This is a genomic window from Corynebacterium testudinoris (assembly GCF_001021045.1).
Lineage (GTDB): Bacteria > Actinomycetota > Actinomycetes > Mycobacteriales > Mycobacteriaceae > Corynebacterium > Corynebacterium testudinoris.
The window spans coordinates 1,167,191-1,186,178 of the sequence record NZ_CP011545.1; the positions used below are offsets into that span (position 1 = coordinate 1,167,191).

Consider the following 18,988-nt stretch of genomic DNA (forward strand, 5'->3'; position numbering starts at 1 on the left):
ACACTCGACGTAGTCATCCGTTGACGGTTCGTCCGGCGTCGATGACGCTGCTGATTGCGTCTCGCGAGGCGACGAGTGCTTCGATAGATGCTTCGAAGCGGGCTTGTTCGCGGTGAAGATCTTCGATCGTGTCTGAGCAGATCGGTGTGAGTTGTCCCGCGCGATCGGTCAGGCACGGCAGCACCGTGTGGATCGTGGCAGTGCTCAGCCCGGCGTCGAGCAACTGACGGATGCGCTGGCCGTGGCGCGGTGGACCCATCGACACGACAGTGACGTGCACCGTCACCGAATTCGGTCCAAGGTCGTGCCGCTACGAGTTCTTGCAAGAGGGATTCCGTGGGCCCAAGGCTATGTTCGCGCGGTTCTTCCTGAGTGAGGTCACCAGGAAGATTCCTCACTGCGCGGGGTGTCGTCAGCCAGCTCTGACGGTTCAGTCGGTAGGAAGTGCTTACTGCCCCTTCGCCGAGCCACGTTGTGCCCCTCAAGCATATGCAGGTCGGCATCGGCCCGGATTACGGCAGCCCACGCAGATCCACCTGTTCCCGGAGTATCAGATCTAGGCGAACAGACCCTCGCCGACGAAATTCGCAGAGTCGGCGAGCCCGGGCGGCACGATGTACACGCCCGAGTTCGTCGTCTTGAGGTACTCGATGAACATGTCGTCGCGGGCCATGTTGCGGTGTACCCGGGCAAAGCGCGCGGGGTCTTTCACGTAGGCGATGAAGAACAGTCCGGCGTTGAGGCGCCCCTGATCATCGTTGCCGTCGATGAAGTTGTAGCCGCGGCGCAGCATCTGGATGCCGTCGTTGTTGTCGGGGTGGGTGCGGAACACGTGGGAGCGTTCGTCGATGACCGGTAGCCCGCGGGCATTGCGGGCGTGGAAATCGGGAGCATCGAACTCGTTTGTTCCGGTCGGCGGCGCGCCCTCAAATTTGTCGCGGCCGGTGACGCGCTCCTGCTCCTCCAGTTGGAGGGAATCCCACACCTCGATGGTCATGATGATCCTGCGGGCGATGAGGTAGGACCCACCGACGGCCCATTGCTGGCCCTGGTCGGGGCCGATCCACACGTGTTCTTCCAGCAACTCCGGCTCCTCGGCCTTGAGGTTGTTGGTGCCGTCTTTTTGGCCGAAGAGGTTGCGTGGGGTTTTCTGGCTTTCGGAGGTCGAGGAGGTGCGGCCGAAGCCCACCTGGGACCAGCGCAGCGCGGCCGTGCCCATGGCCTGGCGCGTGAGATTGCGGATGGCGTGTGAGGCCACCTGCGGATCGTTGGCGCAGGCCTGGATGCACAGGTCTCCGTCGCTGTGAACGGGGTCAATGAAGTCATTGACCATGACGGGGAGGTCCGCGAAGTCGGCGGGGAGGCGCTCGGTGAGGCCGAAGCGGTCGTCGAAAAGCGAACGGCCGAACCCGAAGGTGAGGGTGAGGCCGGATGGGCCGAGGTCGAAGGCTTCGCCGGTGTCGTCGGGTGGGAAGTTGGGTCCACCACCGAAGGCGCCGCGCGCGCTCATTTCTCCGCCGATGACGAGGCGACGAGCGGCGGCGGTCCACCGTTCGAGCAGGTCGATGAGGTCCTCCCGGCTCGTGCCTTCCGCCAGGTCGAAGGCGGCGAAGTGGAGGCGATCCTGCGCCGGGGTGATGATCCCGGCTTGGTGCTCGCCCTCGAAGGGGTAGACCAGCTCGTCGGTTTCGGGCGGGGGATCGGGCTGGGCGATGGCGTAGCCGACTCCCGCTCCGGCCCCGGCGCCCGCGGCCGCGCCGAGCCCTCCGGCGCCGAGCAGTCCGAGCAGTTGGCGGCGATTCATGGTGGACATGTGGGTTACTCCGAGATGCTGAGCACGGTGCCCGTCAACCGCGAGAGCGGCTCGCGCAGGGCATCGATCTTGCGGGTGAGTTCGGCCTGTTGGGCGGCGGTGACTTCGTCGTACATGGTGAAGCCGGCGTCGAGGGAGCCGTATTCGTTGAGGAGGGCTTGCAGGTCGTCGAAACGCTTGTTGATCTCGGTGACTAGCTCGGTGCCTTCCTCGCCCTTGGACTCGGCGATGGGGGCGACGAGGTCGAAGGCGATGCGCGATCCTTGCAGGTTGGCCTGGAAGTCCCACAGATCGTAGTGTGACCACCAGTTTTCCTCGCCGGTCACCTTGGTCACGGCGATTTCTTCGAGCAGGCCGCTGGCACCGTTGGAGACGGTGGAGATGGTGATTTCCTGCTCGGCGGCGAAGTCTGGGGCGTGGACGGTGTCATAGAGCTTATCGACGTCCGCGATGAGCGTCTCACCAATCCGCTTGCGGTCCTCAGGCGTCGAGGGCTCCCAGCCCTCACGGGCCGGGGAGCCATCGGCATTGCGATCGTCTTCCGCCGGTGGCCACAGATCCTTCTCGATGCGGTGGAACCCGATCCATTCGGTGAAGGTCGGATCATCGGCTTGGAGGTCCTCGGCTTCGGCCAAGTAGTCGACCTCGCGGTAATCGATGCGGGGATCGAGGGTGCCCAGGGCCTCGGCGAGGGGCTCGATGCGCTCATAGTTGACGCGGGTGGGGGCGTAGAGGGCGCGGGCCTTCTCATCGTCGCCGTTGATGTAGGCGGTGGCGAACTCGTCGACGTTGGGGACCAGCTCGGCAACCTCGTTCTTGACGAAGTTGACGTAGGAGGTCACCGCCTCATCGAAACGTTGCTGATCGGAAGCGTCGACCTCGAGGGCGTCGCCGGTGACCTGGAAGGCGGCCTGGCCGACATTCGCGCCGCGCAGACCCGGCTTGCAGGCGGTGAAGTAGTCGCCCGGCGGCAGGGTGACGGTCAGGTCCGCGCTGGAACCCGGCGCGATGTTTTCCTTCTCAGAGACAATGCGCAGGCCATCGCTGCCCAGGAGGTAGAACTCCGTGACCTTGTCGCCGTCGTTGGTGATGGTGAAGGTGTGGTTGCCGCTGGTGACTGAGGCGGTGGACACCGTGCACTTATCGGACGTGGATGAGACGGTGATGGCACCATCCGCCGCCGTGTCCGAGTTGTCCACGCAGCTGACCAACAGCAGGGTGGAGGCGGCAGTGAGGGCGCCGAGGGCGTATTTGTTCATGGTCAATGCTCCAAGTGGTCGGGGATGAGGGTCAGTGGGAGGTGCGGGTCCGGAAGTGGGCCCGACGCAGGAAAGCGGGGAAAACAGCCAGGAGGTAGGCAGCCCAGCAGGTGACTTCCAACCAGGTCATCTGCGGGACGAAGCCGATCGTGCCCTTGAGGAAGGCGGCGAGGACGCCACTGGGCTCAATGAGGTGTTCGACGTTGAATGCCCACCCGAAGGGGTAGGCCGCGCCCCAGAAGGGGTAGGCGTCGAACCCGGTGAGGACTTCACCCGTGCGTGGGTGGGTGGGGGCGATGGGGGCGCCGGAGAAGGGGCCAGGCAAGACCGCCGCCTCCTGCAGATCATGGATGCCGTAGGCGAGGATTCCGGCGGCAATGATGATGAGGAACACGCCGGACCAGGAAAAGAAGGAACCCATGTTGATCCGGATGGCGCCGCGGTAGAGGCCGTAGCCCAAGCCGACCGCGACGAGGATGCCCGTGAGCGCCCCGAGCAGGGCGACGGGGTTGCCGGCCCAGCCCCACAGCATGAGGGTAGTTTCAATTCCTTCGCGGGCTACTGAGACGAAGGCGATCCAGAAAATCGCCCGCGCGCCGGAGCTCAGTGCCTCGGCGGCTTCCTCCTCTAACTCGGCTTTCATGCGTCGTCCGATGCGCATCATCCAGAAGACCATCCAGGTCACCATCGCCACTGCCACCAACGACATGGTGCCGCCGATGATCTCTTGTGCCTCGAAGCTCAGGCCGTAGCGGCCAAAGGTGAAGATCGCGCCGAGGATGAGGGAGCCCACGACGGCGAGGCCGACGCCCCACCAGATGGATACCCGGGCGTCATTGCGGTCTTGGCGTTTGACGTAGGCGAGCAGGATGCTGACGATGAGCGCTGCCTCCATGCCCTCGCGAAGACCAATGAGAAAGGAGGCGAGGAACATGGTCGAACCTTTCAAGAAATGGAGGAGGTAAGGCTAACCTTAAGGCCACCTGCGAGTGGAGGACATAGTTTTGGGGGTGTGGGCTAGGTCATGTAACCCCGGAATGGGGGAGGAGTGAGGGTCGATGGCGACCTGCTAAGCTGTCGAGGAAGTCCATTAGGTGAGAAGGGAATTCCATACAATGAAACTTGCAGTCATCGGCGGAGACGGCATCGGCCCCGAAGTGACCAACGAGGCACTCAAAGTTCTCCGCGCCGTCCGCGACGACGTCGAGACCACCGACTACGACCTCGGAGCCCGCCGCTACCTCCGCAACGGCGAACTCCTCACCGACGCCGACCTGGATTCCCTCCGCGAGCACGACGCCATCCTCCTCGGCGCCATCGGCGCGCCGGGCCTCGTCGCCCCCGGAGTCCTCGAACGCGGCCTGCTGCTGAAGATGCGCTTCGCCCTCGACCACCACGTCAACCTGCGCCCCTCGAAGCTCTATGACGGCGTGGAATCCCCCCTGAAAAACCCCGGCGAGATCGACTTCGTCGTCGTCCGCGAAGGCACCGAGGGTGCGTACACCGGAAACGGCGGCGGCATCCGCGTGGGCACCCCGCACGAGGTGGCCAACGAAACCTCCGTGAACACCCGCTACGGCGCGGAACGAGTCATCCGCTACGCCTTCGACCTGGCCATGACCCGGCGCAAGCACCTCACCTTAGTGCACAAGACGAACGTCCTCGTCCACGGCGGCGGACTGTGGCAGCGCACCGTCGACGAGGTCGCGGCCGAGTACCCCGAGGTCACCGTCGACTACGCCCACATCGACGCCGCCACCATCTACCTCATCACCAACCCCTCCCGCTTCGATGTCATTGTCACCGACAACCTCTTCGGCGACATCCTCACCGATGAGGCCGGCGCTGTCTCGGGTGGCATCGGCCTGGCCGCCTCCGGGAACATCGACGCCACCGGCACCAACCCGTCGATGTTCGAGCCGGTCCACGGCTCCGCGCCCGACATCGAAGGCCAAGGCATCGCAGACCCTACCGCCGCGATCCTGTCGGTGGCGATGCTCCTGCGCCACCTGGGCGACGAGGCCGCAGCGCTCCGCATCGAGGAGGCCGTCGCCGCCGATGTGGCCACCCGAACTGGAGAGGTGCGCACCATTGAGGTGGGCGACCGCATCGTCGCGGCCCTGACCTAGGGTGCGTAGCGTGTCCTTGTAGCGGACTACTACAAGGCAAGGGGAGACACGCATGCGGCGTCTCATAGCAGCACTGGTCATGGCCACGAGTCTCGTGGCCATGACGGGATGTTCCACCAATTCTCAGACCCCGGAAGCGCAGCAAGCAGCGCTGGAGATGTCCGGGTCGGAAGTCATCGCATCCGCCACGGGTGTGGAAACCTCGCAGCGGCTTTTCGACGCCGCCGAGGTCGTCGTCGTCTCCGCCGACTCCCCACCAGCACTGTCCCAAGCCGCCCACTACGCGGTCGCCGCCGGGGCCCCGCTCCTGCTCGCCGGCGATGACGCGGACGCGGAAATCGCCCGCCTCGGAGCCACCCGCGCGATCACGGTCGGTTCGGTGGGCCCATTGCCGGGGGGCGTGGACGTGATAGAACCCTCCGAAGGCACGGAGGAGGTGCTCAGCGTCGCCGATGTAGCCGGCTTGGATCCCGGTAGCGCCAGCGGCGTCGACGGAGTCGAACACACCGATCATCCCTTGAAAATGCCCACCATGTTGGCCACCGAGCGCACCTCGCTGCCATCGGTGGCCACCGCCCGCGCCGCCGGAGCCGAGGTAGAGGTACTGTCCTATCCCGACCCGCGGGTGAGCTCAGAATCGATGGCAACCGTCCAGGAAGGCGACGTCATTGCTCTAGGCCAGGAATTTGGTAGCCAACAACACCTCGCCACCGCCATCGACCTGGCGAAAAATGGTGAGCTGCCCGGTGGCGGTGGACTCGTCTTCCCCGGACGGCGCATGGTCGCTTTCTACGGGCACCCCTCCGGTGGAGCGCTCGGCGTGATGGGGGAGCAGGGCCCGGAGGAGTCGGTCAAGCGGATTCAAGAGCACATCGCGAACTACCAGCCGCTGGAAGAACAGCCGGTGGTTCCGGCCTTCGAGATCATCGTCACCGTTGCCTCGGCGTCGCCCGGTGACAGCGGCCAGTACACCAACGTCGGCGATCCGGCCGAGTTTGTCCCCTACATCGACGCGATCACCGATGCCGGTGGCTATGCCTTCCTCGATCTTCAGCCAGGCCGGGCCAGCCTGCTGGAGCAGGCCAAGGTCTATGAGGACCTGCTGAAGCGCCCCAACGTCGGCCTTGCCCTCGACCCCGAGTGGAAGCTCGGGCCGGAGGACACCCCCTTGACCCAGGTTGGCCACGTGCAGGCCGCCGAGGTGAACGAGGTCGCGGACTGGCTCGCCGCTCTCGTGCGCGACAACAACCTCCCGCAAAAAGGCCTCATCCTCCACCAGTTCCAGAACCAGATGATCCGTGACCGCGAGCAGATCATCACCGATCGCCCCGAACTGGCCTTCATTCTCCACGCCGACGGCCATGGCAGCCCCGGGGAGAAGCTGGACACCTGGTACGCGGTCCAGGAGGGACTGGGCCCTGGTTGGTTCATGGCGTGGAAGAACTTCATCGACGAAGACACCCCGACGTTCTCGCCGGAGCAGACCTATGAGGTCGCGCCGCGGCCGTGGTTCGTGTCATACCAATAGTTTGTGCCTAAAAGGTACCCCGGCCCAGGTGCCCCACTACGCTAGGGATATGACGGTCGAACTTGAAGAGGTCCGCGATTTCATCGCCGACCTGGAGCCTTTCACCCGCCTGCCCGCCTTGGAATTGGATCATCTTCCGGCTCGGATGAGCATGAATTATGTTCGCCGGGGCGAGGAAATCGTCGCCGTGGGACAGCCCAATGACTTTCTCTACCTCATTCGTTCCGGCGCGATCGACATCGTCGGTGAGGGTGGGCTTCTGCTCGACCGACGCGATGCTGGACGGACCTTTGGTTACTCCACCCTCGTGGGGGAGAATGCGTCGCGATATTCCATGATCGCGGTGGAGGATTCGCTCCTGCTCACGTTGCCGCGGGAGGACTTCGCTGCGCTCATCGACCGTAACCCGGACATCGGCCGCTTTTATCAGTCGCAATCCCATCGCATCCGCGCCGCCGCCAACGAGCTGCGGGATGATCCCTCGTCCGAGGTTCTGCGTACCCAATTGGATGATTTCAAGGTCTCCGACCCGGCGTCCATCACGCCGCAGTCGACGATCCAACAAGCGGCGCAACTCATGGAAGAGCGCCGGGTGTCGTCGTTGCTCATCACCGTCGACGGTCGGGTCCAGGGCATCGTTACCGACCGTGACCTGCGTGGTCGGGTGGTAGCCCAAGGCTTGGATATTCACTTGCCCATCACCGAGATCATGACCGCCAATCCTCGGACGGTCCCCTCGGACACCTTGGCGTTCGAAGCGATGTTGCTCATGGCCGAGTTGCGTATTCACCATCTGCCCATCGTCGATGAGGGGCAGTTGACGGGCATCGTTTCCACTGCGGATGTCATGCGACTGTTGCGCCACGATCCCATCTACCTCACGGCTGATCTGTCGCGCCGCAACTCCCCGGAGGAATTGGCACACGCCTACGAGCAGGCCTCCGAGGTCGCTGCCCGCTTCATTGAGCGCGGGGCCTCCGCCGAAGAAACAGCCGGGATGATGACCATCGCCGCTGACTCCCTCGCCCGCCGCCTGCTCACGCTGGGCGAGGAGAAGTTCGGTGCCCCGCCGGTGCCGTATGCCTTCGTGGTCGTCGGCTCCCAGGGGCGCCGTGAAATGGGATTGGCCTCCGACCAGGACAACGCCTTGGTGCTGTCCAATGATTTTGATGAGGCCGAACACGGCGCCTATTTTGCGCAGCTGTCCGAGTACGTCAACCGGGGGCTCGACACCGCCGGGCAGGTCCTGTGCCCCGGCGACATGATGGCCATGAACCCAAAGTGGCGCATGACGGTCAATGAGTGGACGAAGACCTTCCACACGTGGATCACCGCGCCCGACCCCGATGCCCTGCTGCATGCGCAAACCTTCTTCGATTTCCGCGCCATTCACGGCGACGCCGAGATGGCGGAACAAGTCCACGCCGATGCGGTGTCCATGGCGCACGGTGCGAGGCGCCTGCACGCCCACCTCGCCTCCCTGGCGGCGCGCCGTGAACCGCCGCTGGGTTTCTTCCGCGGCCTCGTCGTCGACCGTTCGGGCGAATATGCCAATACCCTTAACGTGAAGAAGGGTGGTACCGCCGGCATCGTCCAGATGGCGCGGTTGTTCTCCCTGGCGTCCGGGGTTCAGGCCGTGAGCACTCGCCGCCGCCTCACCGAAGCGGCTCAGGCCGGGGGAGTCTCCGTCCGCGGCTCCCAAGATCTATTGGATGCTTTCGAGTACCTGCGCACCATCACCTTTCGCCATCAGGTGCTGCAGATCCGGGACAAGGTCACTCCGAACTACAACATCGACCCCAACAAGCTGTCCAAGCTCGATCGTGAGCACCTGCGCGACAGCTTCCAGATCATCAAGGACATGCAAAACGCCCTGGCCACCAAGTACCCGGTGAGGAACATCTAATGTGGCCTTTCCGTTCCCATCCAGCGCGGAAGGCGACTGGGGCGCTGGCGGAGTTTTATCTGGCGACGCCACCGAGCGATGCCACGTCCTTGGATGATCTCCAGCTGCTCGCCGTCGACGTGGAAACCACCGGGCTCAAACCCGACAAGCACGAGCTGGTGTCGATCGGTTGGGTGCCCGTCAACGGCGCGACGATCGACTTGTCGGGCGCCGGCTACGTCGTGCTGCGCGGCGTCGAGGGCTTCTCCGTGGGTTCTTCCGCCACCATTCACCATCTCACCGACGACGAGATTGCCGCCGGGGTGCCCGCCGCTGATGCTCTCGGCCAACTGCTGGAGGCCCTGCAGGGCAGAGCGCTGCTCGCGCACTTCGCGGCGATGGAGACGGGCTTTCTTTCTGCGGCGGCGAAAAAGCACTTCGGTGCTGGGTTGGACGTCCCCGTGGTGGACACCTTTGCCATCGAGCGCCGACACATGGAGCGAATGGGAACCTATCCGCGGGGCGAGGACCTGCGCTTGGCGCGGGTGCGTGCCCGCTACGGCCTGCCCAGCTATCACAACCACAACGCGCTCACGGATGCCCTGGCGTGCGCTGAGCAGTACTCGGCGCATCGGGTAAATCTCCCGGCCACGACGCTGAAGGATCTCATGGATTGATGGCGGCGGGGAAACAAGTACGCTGTCTCCCATGCGCTTTGGAAGAATTGCCCACCCTGAAGGAATGTGTTTCGCCGTCATCGACGGGGAAGACGAGAACAATTTAGTCGCGAAGGAAGTCAAGGAGCATCCGTTTGTGGAGCCGGCGTACACCGGCCGCGAATGGCCGCTGAAGGACGTGCGTTTGCTGGCGCCGATGCTGCCCGGCAAGATCGTGGCCATTGGCCGCAACTACGCCGACCACGTCGCCGAGGTGTTCCAGCAGTCGGCGGAGCATCTTCCGCCGACGCTGTTCCTCAAGCCGCCGACGGCCGTTGTCGGCCCCGGGGTTCCCATCCGCATCCCGGACTTTGCCACGAAGGTGGAGTTTGAGGGCGAGCTGGCGATCGTCATCGCCAAGCCGTGCAAGAACGTCAAGGCTGAAGACTGGAAGTCTGTGGTCCTGGGTTACACGATCGTCAACGACGTTTCCTCCCGTGATCTGCAGTTCGCCGACGGTCAGTGGGCCCGCGCGAAGGGCATCGACACCTTCTGCCCGCTCGGCCCGTGGATCGAGACCGATATCGACAGCATTGACATCGAGAACCTGCCCATCAAGGCCCGCCTCACCCACGATGGCGTGACCTCGATTAAGCAAGACTCCAACTCGGACCAAATGATCATGACGATCCCAGAGATCATCGAGTTCATTACCGCCTCCATGACTCTCCTGCCGGGTGATGTGATCTCCACCGGTTCCCCGGCTGGCACCGAGGCCATGGTCCCGGGCGATTTCATCGAGATTGATATCCCGGGCATCGGCAAGCTCGGGAATCCGGTTGCCCGCGCTTAGCTTATCGACGCCGAGGAGCTCACCGCCGCGGCGCGGTGCTACAGGCCGAGGGAACGCAGGATCGTCCGCAATTTAGCGGTCGTCTCCTCCAGCTCCTCCTCGGCATCGGAGTCGGCGACGATGCCGCCCCCGGCCCAGGCTCGGGCGGAGCGGCCGTCCCCGGCGACCTCGGCGCAGCGGATGGCGACCATGTACTCGCCATCGCCGGAGTCATCACACCAGCCGACGGCCCCGGCGTAGAAGCTGCGATCGGATTCTGCGGTGTGAATGAGTGCCTCGGCGGCGTCGGTAGGTGTCCCGCAAACTGCTGGGGTGGGATGGGCGTGAAGTGCCAGCTCCAGGGCGGACAACGCAGGCTCGGCGAGCGTGCCCACGATCGGGGTGGCCAAGTGCCACATCTCGTTGGTCATGGTGACCTCGGGGAGTGCGGCGATGTCCAGGCGGGTGCAGAAAGGCGCCAGCGTGGAGCGTAGGTGCTCGACGACGTAGGCGTGCTCTTGTAAGTTCTTCGCCGAAGCCGCCAGCCTCTTGCCGATGAGCGTGTCGGTGGCTGGGTCCGGGTGCCTGGCAGCCGAACCCGCCAACGGATAAGCCGACACGGTGGAGCCTTGGCGCTTGATCAACACTTCGGGGGAGGAGCCCACGAGCATGGCGCCTGGCACTCCGGCGGGGGACAGGTCGGCGATAAACCCATCACGGTTGACCGAATTGTCGATGAGCCGGGCGGCGACGAGCAGCGGATCCACCGGCGGATCGAAGGTGATGTCGACGGCGCGGGCGAGGACGACCTTCTCCAACTTGGAGGCCTGAATGGTGCTGATCGCCGCCTCCACCCGGCGCAGGTGTTCCTCCGGCTCGGGGTCCACCCCCGCGAAGGTGGCGGACATGAGCGACCCGGGGCCTTGACGATAATAGGCGTGGGGTTCCAGGGGACCATCTTCACGGATGACCGTCTCCGGGACCGTGAGAGCGGCGGGTGCGGAACGGTCGAAGGGGAGTGCTCCCACAACAATCGGCACGCGGCCAGCCTTGAGAGCGTCGATCGCAGCCCACGGGTCCGTGAACGACTCCACGCACCCTTGGGTGCGTACCGAGCCGTGTGCGCGGGACAACAGAAAGTCCGGCGCACTGGCGGGGCGATGGGCACACATGGAGAAATACCTTACCGTCCGCTGGCCGTCGGCCGTTAGTCGTGCTGGTCCTCGCGGGGCAGGCGGGAACGCATCCGAAATGCGGAGGCAAACAGAGCGATTCCGCCGAGTAGTGCCGTCACTCCCAGGCCCCACGCCGTACCGGACAACACGCCGACGAAGGGCGCAGTGGTGCTGACCTGGGTGATCTCAGGAGTCGCCGGTGCCGGGGATGCTGCTGCGGGAGGCGCTGTCGCCGGGGTGCTCGTCTGCCCTGGGGTACTGGGGGCGGGTCGAGATGCGGGTGCGGCCGGAGCCGCTGGGTGGGCTGCGGCCTGCGGACGTGGTTGAGGCGCCGTGGGTGCCGGGCGGGAAGGAGATGCACTGGCAGGTGTCGGCGCAGTGGCGCTGCTCGGGGTAGTCGAGGGCGTGATTTCCTTCTTCACCGAATCCAGAAACCCACCCATTGCCCTATCGAGTTTGCTCACTTCCTTGGTCACACCGGTGAGGTCGGCGGTCAGCTGCTCCACGGGTCCCTTCGGACTGCCGCTCCCGGTGGAGTTGTCGCAGGAGACGGTGACTGTCCCCGTGGCAGACTCTGCGATGGCCACGCTGCCGACGAGGAACATCGTCGAGATGTCGTGGGTGCCGTTGGCGGAAGTGGTGAAGCGGAAGGTCATCTCGTAGGCGCCGGGCTCGGTAAACGAGAATGCGGTGTGGGCGTGGGTGTTGGCGGGCAAATCCCAGGTGACCGAGGTGTCAGAGCTATCCAGGCGGGTGGTGGTGCCGAACAGGTCGCCTTGGTAGGCGGTCATCTGTCCCGGCCCGGAGAAGCTGGCAAGGCTGATGTCCGCCCCGTAGGACAGTCCCGTCGTGGAGAAACCCGGCCAGGGCAGGCCCGCCTCCTGGGTCTGCGGCAGGACCCAGCCGGTGGCGCTGCGGGCGCTGTCGGGGACTTCGAAGAGGAACTCCCCAGAGCTGAACGTCTCGCGGTGTTCATAATCCAACACCACCCCGTCAGAGCGCAGCAGCATGTCCTGGTGGCCGTCGGCGAAAGCCCGCTTTCCGCCCACCGCCTGGGTGCAAGCCTGGTCGGCGGCGAGTGCGGGGGGTGCCACGACCGTGAGCGCCCCGGTGGTGGGGGTAAGCAGCAGGCCGGTGATGAGGAGGGCAGGGAGGTGGCGGTGACGTCGTGTCCTGGTCATGACGGGGTGTCCAATCGGTGTCGGCCCGGATAGGTCTGCGGGGCTGGGTGGTCGGGACGGCGGCGAAGATAGCCGGTGAGCAGGCCCTGGCTGGGAGAGAGCAGCCAGGTGATGAGGAAGAAGGCGGTAACGGTGAGGACGATGGTGGCGCCGGTGGGAAGGTCGATGGCCCACGAGAGGTAGAGGCCGATGACCGATCCCAGCGCGCCGAATCCTGCAGAGAGGAACATCATGGTGGACAGCCGGTCGGTGAGCAGGCGGGCGGTGGCGGCCGGGGTGATGAGCAGGGCGAGGACGAGAATGTTGCCGATGGTGCGCACTGAGATGACCACGGCTGCGGTGACGGCCAAGTAGAGCAGCATGTCCAAAAGGAACACGGGCAGGTTCATGGCCCGGGCGGTTTCCCTATCTAAACCCACGGCCGTGAGCTGGGGAGCCAGCACCACCAGCAGGCCCACGATGATGGTGCCCACGGCGGCCGCGGTGATGATGTCGATGTCGGAGACCCCGGTGATGGAACCGAAGAGGAAGCTGGTCAACGAGGCGGTGTAGCCATCGACCCGGGAGATGATGACCAATCCGAGGGCGAAGGACGCGGCGAAGAAGATACCGATGATGGTGTCCTCGGCGACGCGTCGGCGCTGAGAGAACACCGCGATGAGGATGGCGACGGTGACTCCCGCGATTGCACCTCCCAGGATGACTGAGGTCTGCAGGGCGAAGGCGATGGCGAGGCCGGGGAAGACGGCGTGGGCGACGGCGTCGCCAATAAACGCCATGCCGCGCAGGACCACATGCGTGCCCACCACCCCGCACACCAGGGACACAATGACGGAGATCACCAGCGCCCGGGGTAAAAACCCCAAGGCAGGATTGCTGAGGTCGCGCAGGAAGTCGACGAAGGAAATGTCCAGCATCAGCTGCGCACCCCCACGGCCGTGAGCAGCGGGGAATCCATTCCCACCCCGAAGGTCTCAGCCCACGGTTCGGGCCGATTGAGTTCCGCCCGCGTCCCAGTGGCAACGACGCCCCGATTGAACAGGATCAACCGGTGGCAGGAATGAACCGCCTCAGAGAGATTGTGGGTGGACATGATGATCGCCGTGCCTTGGGCCGCGAGCTCGTGGAAAAGCTGCAGCAAGTGCTCGGAGCTGGGGATGTCGAGGCCAGTGAAAGGCTCGTCAAGCAGGAGAACCTTGGGGCGAGTGGCTAGGGCGCGGGCGACGAGGACCCGTTGCCGCTGCCCACCGGACAGCTCCCCAATGGGGCGATCGGCCAAACCGCGGAGCCGGACCCGGTCGAGGGCTTCCTCCACGGCCTCGTGGTCTCGGGGACGGGCGCGCCGGGCCCAGCCGATGAGCCCGGTGCGGCCGTTGAGCACCGCGTCGTAGGCATCGATGGGAAAGGACCAGGAGACGTCGTGGCGTTGGGGGACATAGCCAACAACCCGGCGGATGTCGCGGCCGTGCCGTCCTGCCACGCTCACTCGGCCTTCGGTGGTCGGGAGGAGTCCGAGGATGGCCCGCAGCAGGGTGGTCTTGCCGGCGCCGTTGGGGCCGAGCAGCCCCACAAACTCACCGCGATCGACGCCCAGGGTGGCACCGTCGATGACCAGGCGCCCGCTCAGAGACACTGACACTTCTTCACACGACAGCAACATCTACTTCCGCCCCCGACTGCTACGAGAAGGGCGGATGACCATGGCAACAGCCGCGATGACCACGACCAGCAGCACGACACCGCCGACGATCCACGCCACGGCGCTGGAGGAAGGCAGATCGCCCACCACGCTGGAGTGAGAATCCGCCTCCCGGAACGCGCCCGACCACTCCGTGCCTTGCGCGGCAGCCACATCGGCACCGGAACCGACGGCGAGGGTGACTACTTCGGTGTCGCGGAGGGTCGTGCCGTCGAGAAGCGGCACCACCGCGGTCACCGCGACCTGGTGGATGCCCGGTTCGCTGAACACCCAATTGGCATGCGTGTGGGTATTGAGCTCCACCCACATCGGCTGGGTCCCCTCCGCCGCGGAGTTCCACAACTGCTGCGGAGGCTCAAACCCGCCGTTTTGGAGGAAGAGGCTGAACTGGCCCGGCCCGGAATGCCCAGCAAATTCCAGAGTGACCCCGCGGTCGGCTGCCCCGACGAGGGCGGGGGACTGGGTGTTCCAGCCCAACCACGGCACCCCGGCCACCTCGGTTTGCGGGACCACCCACACCTGCGCGCCGCCCGCGGCGCCGGTGAAATCGAAAGCATCGCCCGGTGGCAACGTCTGCGCGGCCGCGTCTGAGACCTCGAACACGACATCATCGAGGTGTCGCCACACCGGGGGATCGGCGGTGTCATCGCGCACGAGCAGGTCCACCCCGTCGATGGTGATCAGCGGCCCCAGATCGGCATGCCCGGCGGAAATGACCACCTCCTCCCCAGCCGGAGCGATGGTTTCATCAGCACCGACGAGCTGGTGCAAGGCGGGATCAGCGGGTGCCTGCGGCGCGGCGACAGCGGCCGGGGGCAACGCCAAGGCGGCAATCAACACAGCGGGCAGGAGGCGTCGGCGAAGAGAGTTCATGATGTCTTTCCAGGAGTGAGGCAGTCGGCAAGGCTGCGGGCATTGGCAGCCATGAGATCGAGATACGTGGTCACGGTGGTGTCAAAGGTGTCTCCATAGATCGGGCACACGCGCACGCCGAGCCGATCAGCAGTCTCGCCGAGGACGGTTGCACCACGCGCCAGTTCCGGCTCGAGAAACACTGCGGGTACCTCGAGGTTTTCCAACGTGCGGGTGAGAGCAATGAGGTCACGGGGAGACGGCTCCACCGAAGGATTCGGGGTGACAAATCCCGCGATCGACATCCCATACGCTCGCCCCAGGTAGGAGTAGCCGTGGTGGGTTGTGATGAGATGGCGGTGGCGCGCCGGGATGGTAGACAAGGTGGTTTTGATCGTGGCGTCGAGCTCATCCAGGCGGGCGAGATACGCAGCCGCATTCGCGTGGTAGACAGCCGCCCCAGCTGGGTCAACCGCCGACAGTTCATCCCGAATGACCTCCACCATCGCCTGCACATTGGCCACGTCGTGCCACAGGTGCGGGTCAATTTCCCCGTGCACGTGTCGCCCGAGCACCGCCTGCGGCAGCAGGTATGTTTCCTGCCCGGGGCGTCCGAGGAAGCGGTACCCGGGGTCGCCCGGGATCGGCTGGAGGGTGCTCGACGGCACGGCAATCACCGTCGATTCAAGCGGGTAGCGGTGCGCCCGATCAGCCCCATCGGGGGCATCACCAATGAGGTTGGTCTCCCCGGCCGCGATGTCGACGTGTCCGGCATCGATGATCACCGGGTTCACCATGCTTATCGACGCCGCCGCATCCACCCCCACCGCTACCGTCACCGTTGCCGCGGGCAACTCACCGGAGGTGATATCGAGTTCGTAGACGCCGGGGGAGCTGAAAGCCCACGACACGTGGGTATGGGCACCGGGGGGCAGGAGGACGGTGTCCTTGTCGTCGAGTCCATCGGCGCTGTTAAACAACACCTCCGGGGTACCGAACGTCGAGGTGATAAACGCCGCGACGTCCCCCGGGCCGCGGACCTCTCGAAGAGACAGTGGCACGGGTTCCGAACCTTCTGCGGGAGCGGCGCGGAGCCCGAGCCACACCGCGTCGAGGGCCACGTTTTCCACCAGGGGAATGAGGGTGGCCCCATACGTCGAGGCCTTCTCCGCCACGGCCGTAACGGGGGTCCCGGCTGGGCTGGAGTTAGTGACGGTAGTGATCAGTGCTTGTTGCTCCAACAACAGCCCGTGAGTGAGGGCGAGGTCAGCATTGGCAATGTCCCGGACCGCCCGCAGCCCCGGCTCAAACGTGTGTGGGTCGGCCGTGGGCGGCATGAGGCCAGTGACCGCGGCCCGCTCACCGGCGACCTGGCGGGTGAGGTCGGTAAGGATGGGTGTGGTCACAACGACCGATGTCTCTCGCCCATCGTGTTCACTCCCGGTCGCCGGAGCACACGCGGACAGCGCCACTAGGTTAGCCGCGAGTGCTGCAATAGTCACGAGGCTTCTCATGCGGGGATCTGTCGACGCAGCATGACGATGTAGCTGACGGTCCCACCCACCAGCACCACGAGGCCGGCGGTGAGAATGGCCACGGGGATGGTGAGATCACGCGGTTCCTGGCTCGCGGCGGTGAGGCTGGTCACCGGGGTGGCGAGGGTTTGACCCGGGGCAGCGGCAGCGGGGCCATCAGCCGCGCCGACGGCACCGCCGGGTGCAGCAGGGGCGCAATCCCCGCCAGCTGGGTCCACGACCCCACCCAAGTCGAAGTGTCCGTCGCCGGCATTGCCCGCGCCGTTGCCCACCTGGAAGGTGATGACCCCAGAGCCGGACACCCGGGAGCCATCCTTCAGCGCCACCGATTGCCGGATGCTCACCTGGTACGTTCCAGGCGCGCCGAATACCCAGCTGGGGTGAACATGGGAGTTGGGGGCGATGGCGTGGGAGCCCTGCACCTGGTCCGGGGTCGCACGGAACCATTCATCTCCCACCATCTGACCCAGGCCACCTTGCGTGTACACCGTCATGGGGCCGGGTCCGGCGAAGGAGGTCAACTCCCAGGTGACGTCACCGCTGGTGTGCTCGCGCATCGACGGGTGCTGAGTATTCGCCCCCACCCAGGGCACTCCCTGCTCCTGGGTGGAGCCGATTATCCACACCTTGCCCGCTGGAACGGAACCGATGGGCGCGGGGAGTTCCTTGACGGCGGACTCGCCAAGCGAAAACTCGACCTCGGTGGTCGCCTTCCACACGGGTGGAACGGTGCGGTCGTCTTTAATCATGGGGGTCACGCCGGGTGTGCACGTTCCGCTGCTGGGAGCGGCCTGCGCCGCACGAGGTGCTGCGGCGGGGGCCGCGGCGGGTGCCGGGGCGGCGTCGATAAGCGGGGCGGGAGCAGGCGCATCGCCGGAGCCGACTACCCACGTGTACGTGGCCTGATTGCTGGTCTGGACCTGGCCCGAGGCATCCGCGCCCTGGGCGGACACCACCATCCGGTACGTGCCGGGGGCGGTGAACGCCCAGTTGACGTGACGGTGCGCCGGGTACGGCTGCTGAATCACCTGGCCAGTAGAGAGCGCGTAGCCGCCCGAGGAGAGGACCGATGTCAGCTCCCCGAAGCCGGAACTTTCAAACAGCATGACCTCGCCGGGCCCGGACACCTCGTGGAAGTGGAAGTCGATGGCCCGGAAGCCCTCCGCCGATTGGGTATCCCACCCCGGCCACAAGATTGCCTGGTTCTGCGTCTGCGGCAGGAAGTAGGTCGCCTGGCCGATCTCGTTAATCTGCGCCGTCGTATCCGTGAACGCGGCATCCGAGACGACCAGATGCACGCCTTCGGGGGAGTGGCGGACACCGGTGCCGGTGACGTCCTCCTTGAGGTCCAGCACCAACGACCCGCCGTCGGTGCTCACGTGGAAAGCATCAACGTGGCCGGAATCGAAGGTGATGGCCTGGGCGGAGACGGGCGGTGCCAACCCCACCGCGATAAACAGCATCACGATGGTGGCAGCCAGACGGCGAATGATGAGGTGCGACATGTGATCCTTTAAGCGAAGGAGCGGAACCAGGCGGCGAGATTGGTCCGGTTATCAATAAAGAACTTGCCCAGGCCCAGCGCCGTCACGGAACCGACGATGCCGGCCACGATCTGCCAGGATTCGACGCCGGAGCTGGAAGAATTCGGTGCTGGAGTCGGTGCCGAAGTTGTGATGGGAGCGGTAGTGGGTGCAGTGGTCGTCGGCTGCTCCACCACGCTGCAGTCCGCCAGGCCCTTCGCACCGACGGCCACCGTGAGGGTTTGAGGCTCCGACTTGAGGGCCTTACCTGCCTTGGAGGTGGCGGAGTAATAGGTGTCGAAGGTGTAGAGGCCCGGCTTGGTGAAGGCCCAGTTCGTGTGCACGTGCGCGGCGTAGGTGGTCTCGATTGTGGTGTCGCTCTCCGCGGTGTTGAGCAGCACGTCCACGCCCGTCAGGCTGCTGAGGAACATGGCCAGCTCGCCGCCCTCGGGCCGGGTGCGGGGCTCTAGGTGGAGATCAACCGTGCCATCGATGTGGGCGTAGTCGAGGCCCATCGTGTTGTGTCCGGGCCAGATGATGGACTGGTTCTGGGTCATGGGCAGGAGGTAGAACTCGGATCCCTGGTCGCCGAGGACGTTGAGCTCTGGCTGCATGAGGCCGGCGCTGCGGGTGACCTTTGCGTTGTCCCCGGCGACGAGCATGACCTCGTCGAGGCGGCGATCGACTCGTTGTGCGGTCGTTTCGTCTTTGAGGTGGATGCCCATGGTGTCGCCGCTGAGGGTGGCTTGGATATCCACGTGCCCGCGATCGAGCTGGAGGAGGCCCTCGCAGCGGTTGGTTGTTCCCGGGGCCGTGTCGGCGATAGCGAGTGACGGTGCTGCCACAGCCAGGGTGGTGGCGGTGGCGATGGCGAGGTACCAGGGGCGGATGCGCGACATGGGGGCCTTTCGGGGCGGGCTA

Annotated in this window: 17 protein-coding genes; 5 read left to right on the forward strand and 12 right to left on the reverse strand. The window is 65.3% G+C overall.

All coding sequences use genetic code 11. From position 1 onward, the window contains the following. Positions 1-13 precede the first annotated feature (13 nt). The 4 genes from CTEST_RS05665 to efeU all read right to left on the reverse strand — a co-directional run bounded on the left by CTEST_RS05665 (position 14) and on the right by efeU (position 4,006). On the reverse strand, positions 14-286 hold the full coding sequence (locus tag CTEST_RS05665) for a MerR family transcriptional regulator (RefSeq protein ID WP_221710172.1): 273 nt from the start codon (positions 284-286) through the stop codon (positions 14-16). 270 nt (positions 287-556) lie between these two features. Further along, the gene (gene efeB, locus CTEST_RS05670) at positions 557-1,813 is read right to left on the reverse strand and encodes an iron uptake transporter deferrochelatase/peroxidase subunit (RefSeq protein WP_047252925.1); all 1,257 of its coding nucleotides are present in this window, start codon (positions 1,811-1,813) and stop codon (positions 557-559) included. Positions 1,814-1,818: 5 nt separating this feature from the next. Beyond that, complete coding sequence (gene efeO / locus CTEST_RS05675) at positions 1,819-3,072, reverse strand: iron uptake system protein EfeO (protein WP_047252926.1); 1,254 nt, start codon at positions 3,070-3,072, stop codon at positions 1,819-1,821. A 31-nt stretch (positions 3,073-3,103) separates the two neighbouring features. Then, positions 3,104-4,006, reverse strand: a complete 903-nt coding sequence (gene efeU, locus CTEST_RS05680) for an iron uptake transporter permease EfeU (RefSeq protein WP_047252927.1) — start codon at positions 4,004-4,006, stop codon at positions 3,104-3,106. A 181-nt stretch (positions 4,007-4,187) separates the two neighbouring features. On the opposite strand from efeU, the gene CTEST_RS05685 reads away from it, so the two are divergent. From CTEST_RS05685 to CTEST_RS05705, 5 genes are read left to right on the forward strand one after another with little or no spacing between them, the layout of a single operon-like run. Further along, complete coding sequence (locus CTEST_RS05685; RefSeq protein WP_047252928.1) at positions 4,188-5,201, forward strand: 3-isopropylmalate dehydrogenase; 1,014 nt, start codon at positions 4,188-4,190, stop codon at positions 5,199-5,201. Between the two features lie 52 nt (positions 5,202-5,253). After that, positions 5,254-6,729, forward strand: coding sequence for a hypothetical protein (locus CTEST_RS05690; RefSeq protein ID WP_047252929.1), 1,476 nt, complete (start codon positions 5,254-5,256; stop codon positions 6,727-6,729). A gap of 49 nt (positions 6,730-6,778) precedes the next feature. Further along, positions 6,779-8,635 carry a DUF294 nucleotidyltransferase-like domain-containing protein gene (locus CTEST_RS05695; RefSeq protein WP_047252930.1) on the forward strand — a complete coding sequence of 619 codons (1,857 nt, stop codon included), beginning with the start codon at positions 6,779-6,781 and terminating at the stop codon, positions 8,633-8,635. Continuing rightward, a complete protein-coding gene (locus CTEST_RS05700) occupies positions 8,635-9,291 on the forward strand; it encodes an exonuclease domain-containing protein (RefSeq protein WP_047252931.1) in 657 nt (218 codons plus the stop codon). The genes CTEST_RS05695 and CTEST_RS05700 overlap by 1 nt, the downstream gene beginning before the upstream one ends. Before the next feature lie 31 nt (positions 9,292-9,322). Further along, positions 9,323-10,123 (forward strand): fumarylacetoacetate hydrolase family protein, encoded by an 801-nt coding sequence (locus CTEST_RS05705; RefSeq protein WP_047252932.1) that lies wholly within the window; start codon positions 9,323-9,325, stop codon positions 10,121-10,123. Between the two features lie 38 nt (positions 10,124-10,161). On the opposite strand, the gene CTEST_RS05710 is transcribed toward CTEST_RS05705, so the two are convergent. From CTEST_RS05710 to CTEST_RS05745, 8 genes are read right to left on the reverse strand one after another with little or no spacing between them, the layout of a single operon-like run. Then, complete coding sequence (locus tag CTEST_RS05710) at positions 10,162-11,274, reverse strand: isochorismate synthase (protein ID WP_047252933.1); 1,113 nt, start codon at positions 11,272-11,274, stop codon at positions 10,162-10,164. A 35-nt stretch (positions 11,275-11,309) separates the two neighbouring features. After that, positions 11,310-12,458 (reverse strand): choice-of-anchor M domain-containing protein, encoded by a 1,149-nt coding sequence (locus tag CTEST_RS13915; RefSeq protein ID WP_047252934.1) that lies wholly within the window; start codon positions 12,456-12,458, stop codon positions 11,310-11,312. After that, a complete protein-coding gene (locus CTEST_RS05720; protein WP_047252935.1) occupies positions 12,455-13,375 on the reverse strand; it encodes an anchored repeat-type ABC transporter permease subunit in 921 nt (306 codons plus the stop codon). The genes CTEST_RS13915 and CTEST_RS05720 overlap by 4 nt, the downstream gene beginning before the upstream one ends. Next, positions 13,375-14,118 carry an anchored repeat-type ABC transporter ATP-binding subunit gene (locus CTEST_RS05725; RefSeq protein ID WP_047252936.1) on the reverse strand — a complete coding sequence of 248 codons (744 nt, stop codon included), beginning with the start codon at positions 14,116-14,118 and terminating at the stop codon, positions 13,375-13,377. Before CTEST_RS05725 ends, CTEST_RS05720 begins: the two co-directional genes overlap by 1 nt. Further along, a complete protein-coding gene (locus CTEST_RS05730) occupies positions 14,119-15,030 on the reverse strand; it encodes a choice-of-anchor M domain-containing protein (protein ID WP_047252937.1) in 912 nt (303 codons plus the stop codon). It lies immediately after the preceding gene. Next, positions 15,027-16,523 (reverse strand): anchored repeat ABC transporter, substrate-binding protein, encoded by a 1,497-nt coding sequence (locus CTEST_RS05735; protein WP_047252938.1) that lies wholly within the window; start codon positions 16,521-16,523, stop codon positions 15,027-15,029. The genes CTEST_RS05730 and CTEST_RS05735 overlap by 4 nt, the downstream gene beginning before the upstream one ends. Beyond that, on the reverse strand, positions 16,520-18,049 hold the full coding sequence (locus CTEST_RS05740; protein ID WP_047252939.1) for a choice-of-anchor M domain-containing protein: 1,530 nt from the start codon (positions 18,047-18,049) through the stop codon (positions 16,520-16,522). The genes CTEST_RS05735 and CTEST_RS05740 overlap by 4 nt, the downstream gene beginning before the upstream one ends. 8 nt (positions 18,050-18,057) lie before the next feature. Continuing rightward, positions 18,058-18,966: a choice-of-anchor M domain-containing protein gene (locus tag CTEST_RS05745; protein ID WP_047252940.1), complete on the reverse strand. Its 909-nt coding sequence runs from the start codon at positions 18,964-18,966 to the stop codon at positions 18,058-18,060. Positions 18,967-18,988 lie beyond the last annotated feature (22 nt).

Excerpts from the sequence above, each read along its gene's own strand:
- efeO (WP_047252926.1), bottom strand. The coding sequence starts at position 3,072 with ATGAACAAATACGCCCTCGGCGCCCTCACTGCCGCCTCCACCCTGCTG.
- CTEST_RS05735 (WP_047252938.1), bottom strand. The coding sequence starts at position 16,523 with ATGAGAAGCCTCGTGACTATTGCAGCACTCGCGGCTAACCTAGTGGCG.
- CTEST_RS05690 (WP_047252929.1), top strand. The coding sequence starts at position 5,254 with ATGCGGCGTCTCATAGCAGCACTGGTCATGGCCACGAGTCTCGTGGCC.
- CTEST_RS05720 (WP_047252935.1), bottom strand. The coding sequence starts at position 13,375 with ATGCTGGACATTTCCTTCGTCGACTTCCTGCGCGACCTCAGCAATCCT.
- CTEST_RS05710 (WP_047252933.1), bottom strand. The coding sequence starts at position 11,274 with ATGTGTGCCCATCGCCCCGCCAGTGCGCCGGACTTTCTGTTGTCCCGC.
- CTEST_RS05705 (WP_047252932.1), top strand. The coding sequence starts at position 9,323 with ATGCGCTTTGGAAGAATTGCCCACCCTGAAGGAATGTGTTTCGCCGTC.
- CTEST_RS05745 (WP_047252940.1), bottom strand. The coding sequence starts at position 18,966 with ATGTCGCGCATCCGCCCCTGGTACCTCGCCATCGCCACCGCCACCACC.
- efeU (WP_047252927.1), bottom strand. The coding sequence starts at position 4,006 with ATGTTCCTCGCCTCCTTTCTCATTGGTCTTCGCGAGGGCATGGAGGCA.
- CTEST_RS05725 (WP_047252936.1), bottom strand. The coding sequence starts at position 14,118 with ATGTTGCTGTCGTGTGAAGAAGTGTCAGTGTCTCTGAGCGGGCGCCTG.
- CTEST_RS05695 (WP_047252930.1), top strand. The coding sequence starts at position 6,779 with ATGACGGTCGAACTTGAAGAGGTCCGCGATTTCATCGCCGACCTGGAG.
- CTEST_RS05700 (WP_047252931.1), top strand. The coding sequence starts at position 8,635 with ATGTGGCCTTTCCGTTCCCATCCAGCGCGGAAGGCGACTGGGGCGCTG.
- CTEST_RS05730 (WP_047252937.1), bottom strand. The coding sequence starts at position 15,030 with ATGAACTCTCTTCGCCGACGCCTCCTGCCCGCTGTGTTGATTGCCGCC.
- CTEST_RS13915 (WP_047252934.1), bottom strand. The coding sequence starts at position 12,458 with ATGACCAGGACACGACGTCACCGCCACCTCCCTGCCCTCCTCATCACC.
- CTEST_RS05685 (WP_047252928.1), top strand. The coding sequence starts at position 4,188 with ATGAAACTTGCAGTCATCGGCGGAGACGGCATCGGCCCCGAAGTGACC.
- efeB (WP_047252925.1), bottom strand. The coding sequence starts at position 1,813 with ATGTCCACCATGAATCGCCGCCAACTGCTCGGACTGCTCGGCGCCGGA.
- CTEST_RS05740 (WP_047252939.1), bottom strand. The coding sequence starts at position 18,049 with ATGTCGCACCTCATCATTCGCCGTCTGGCTGCCACCATCGTGATGCTG.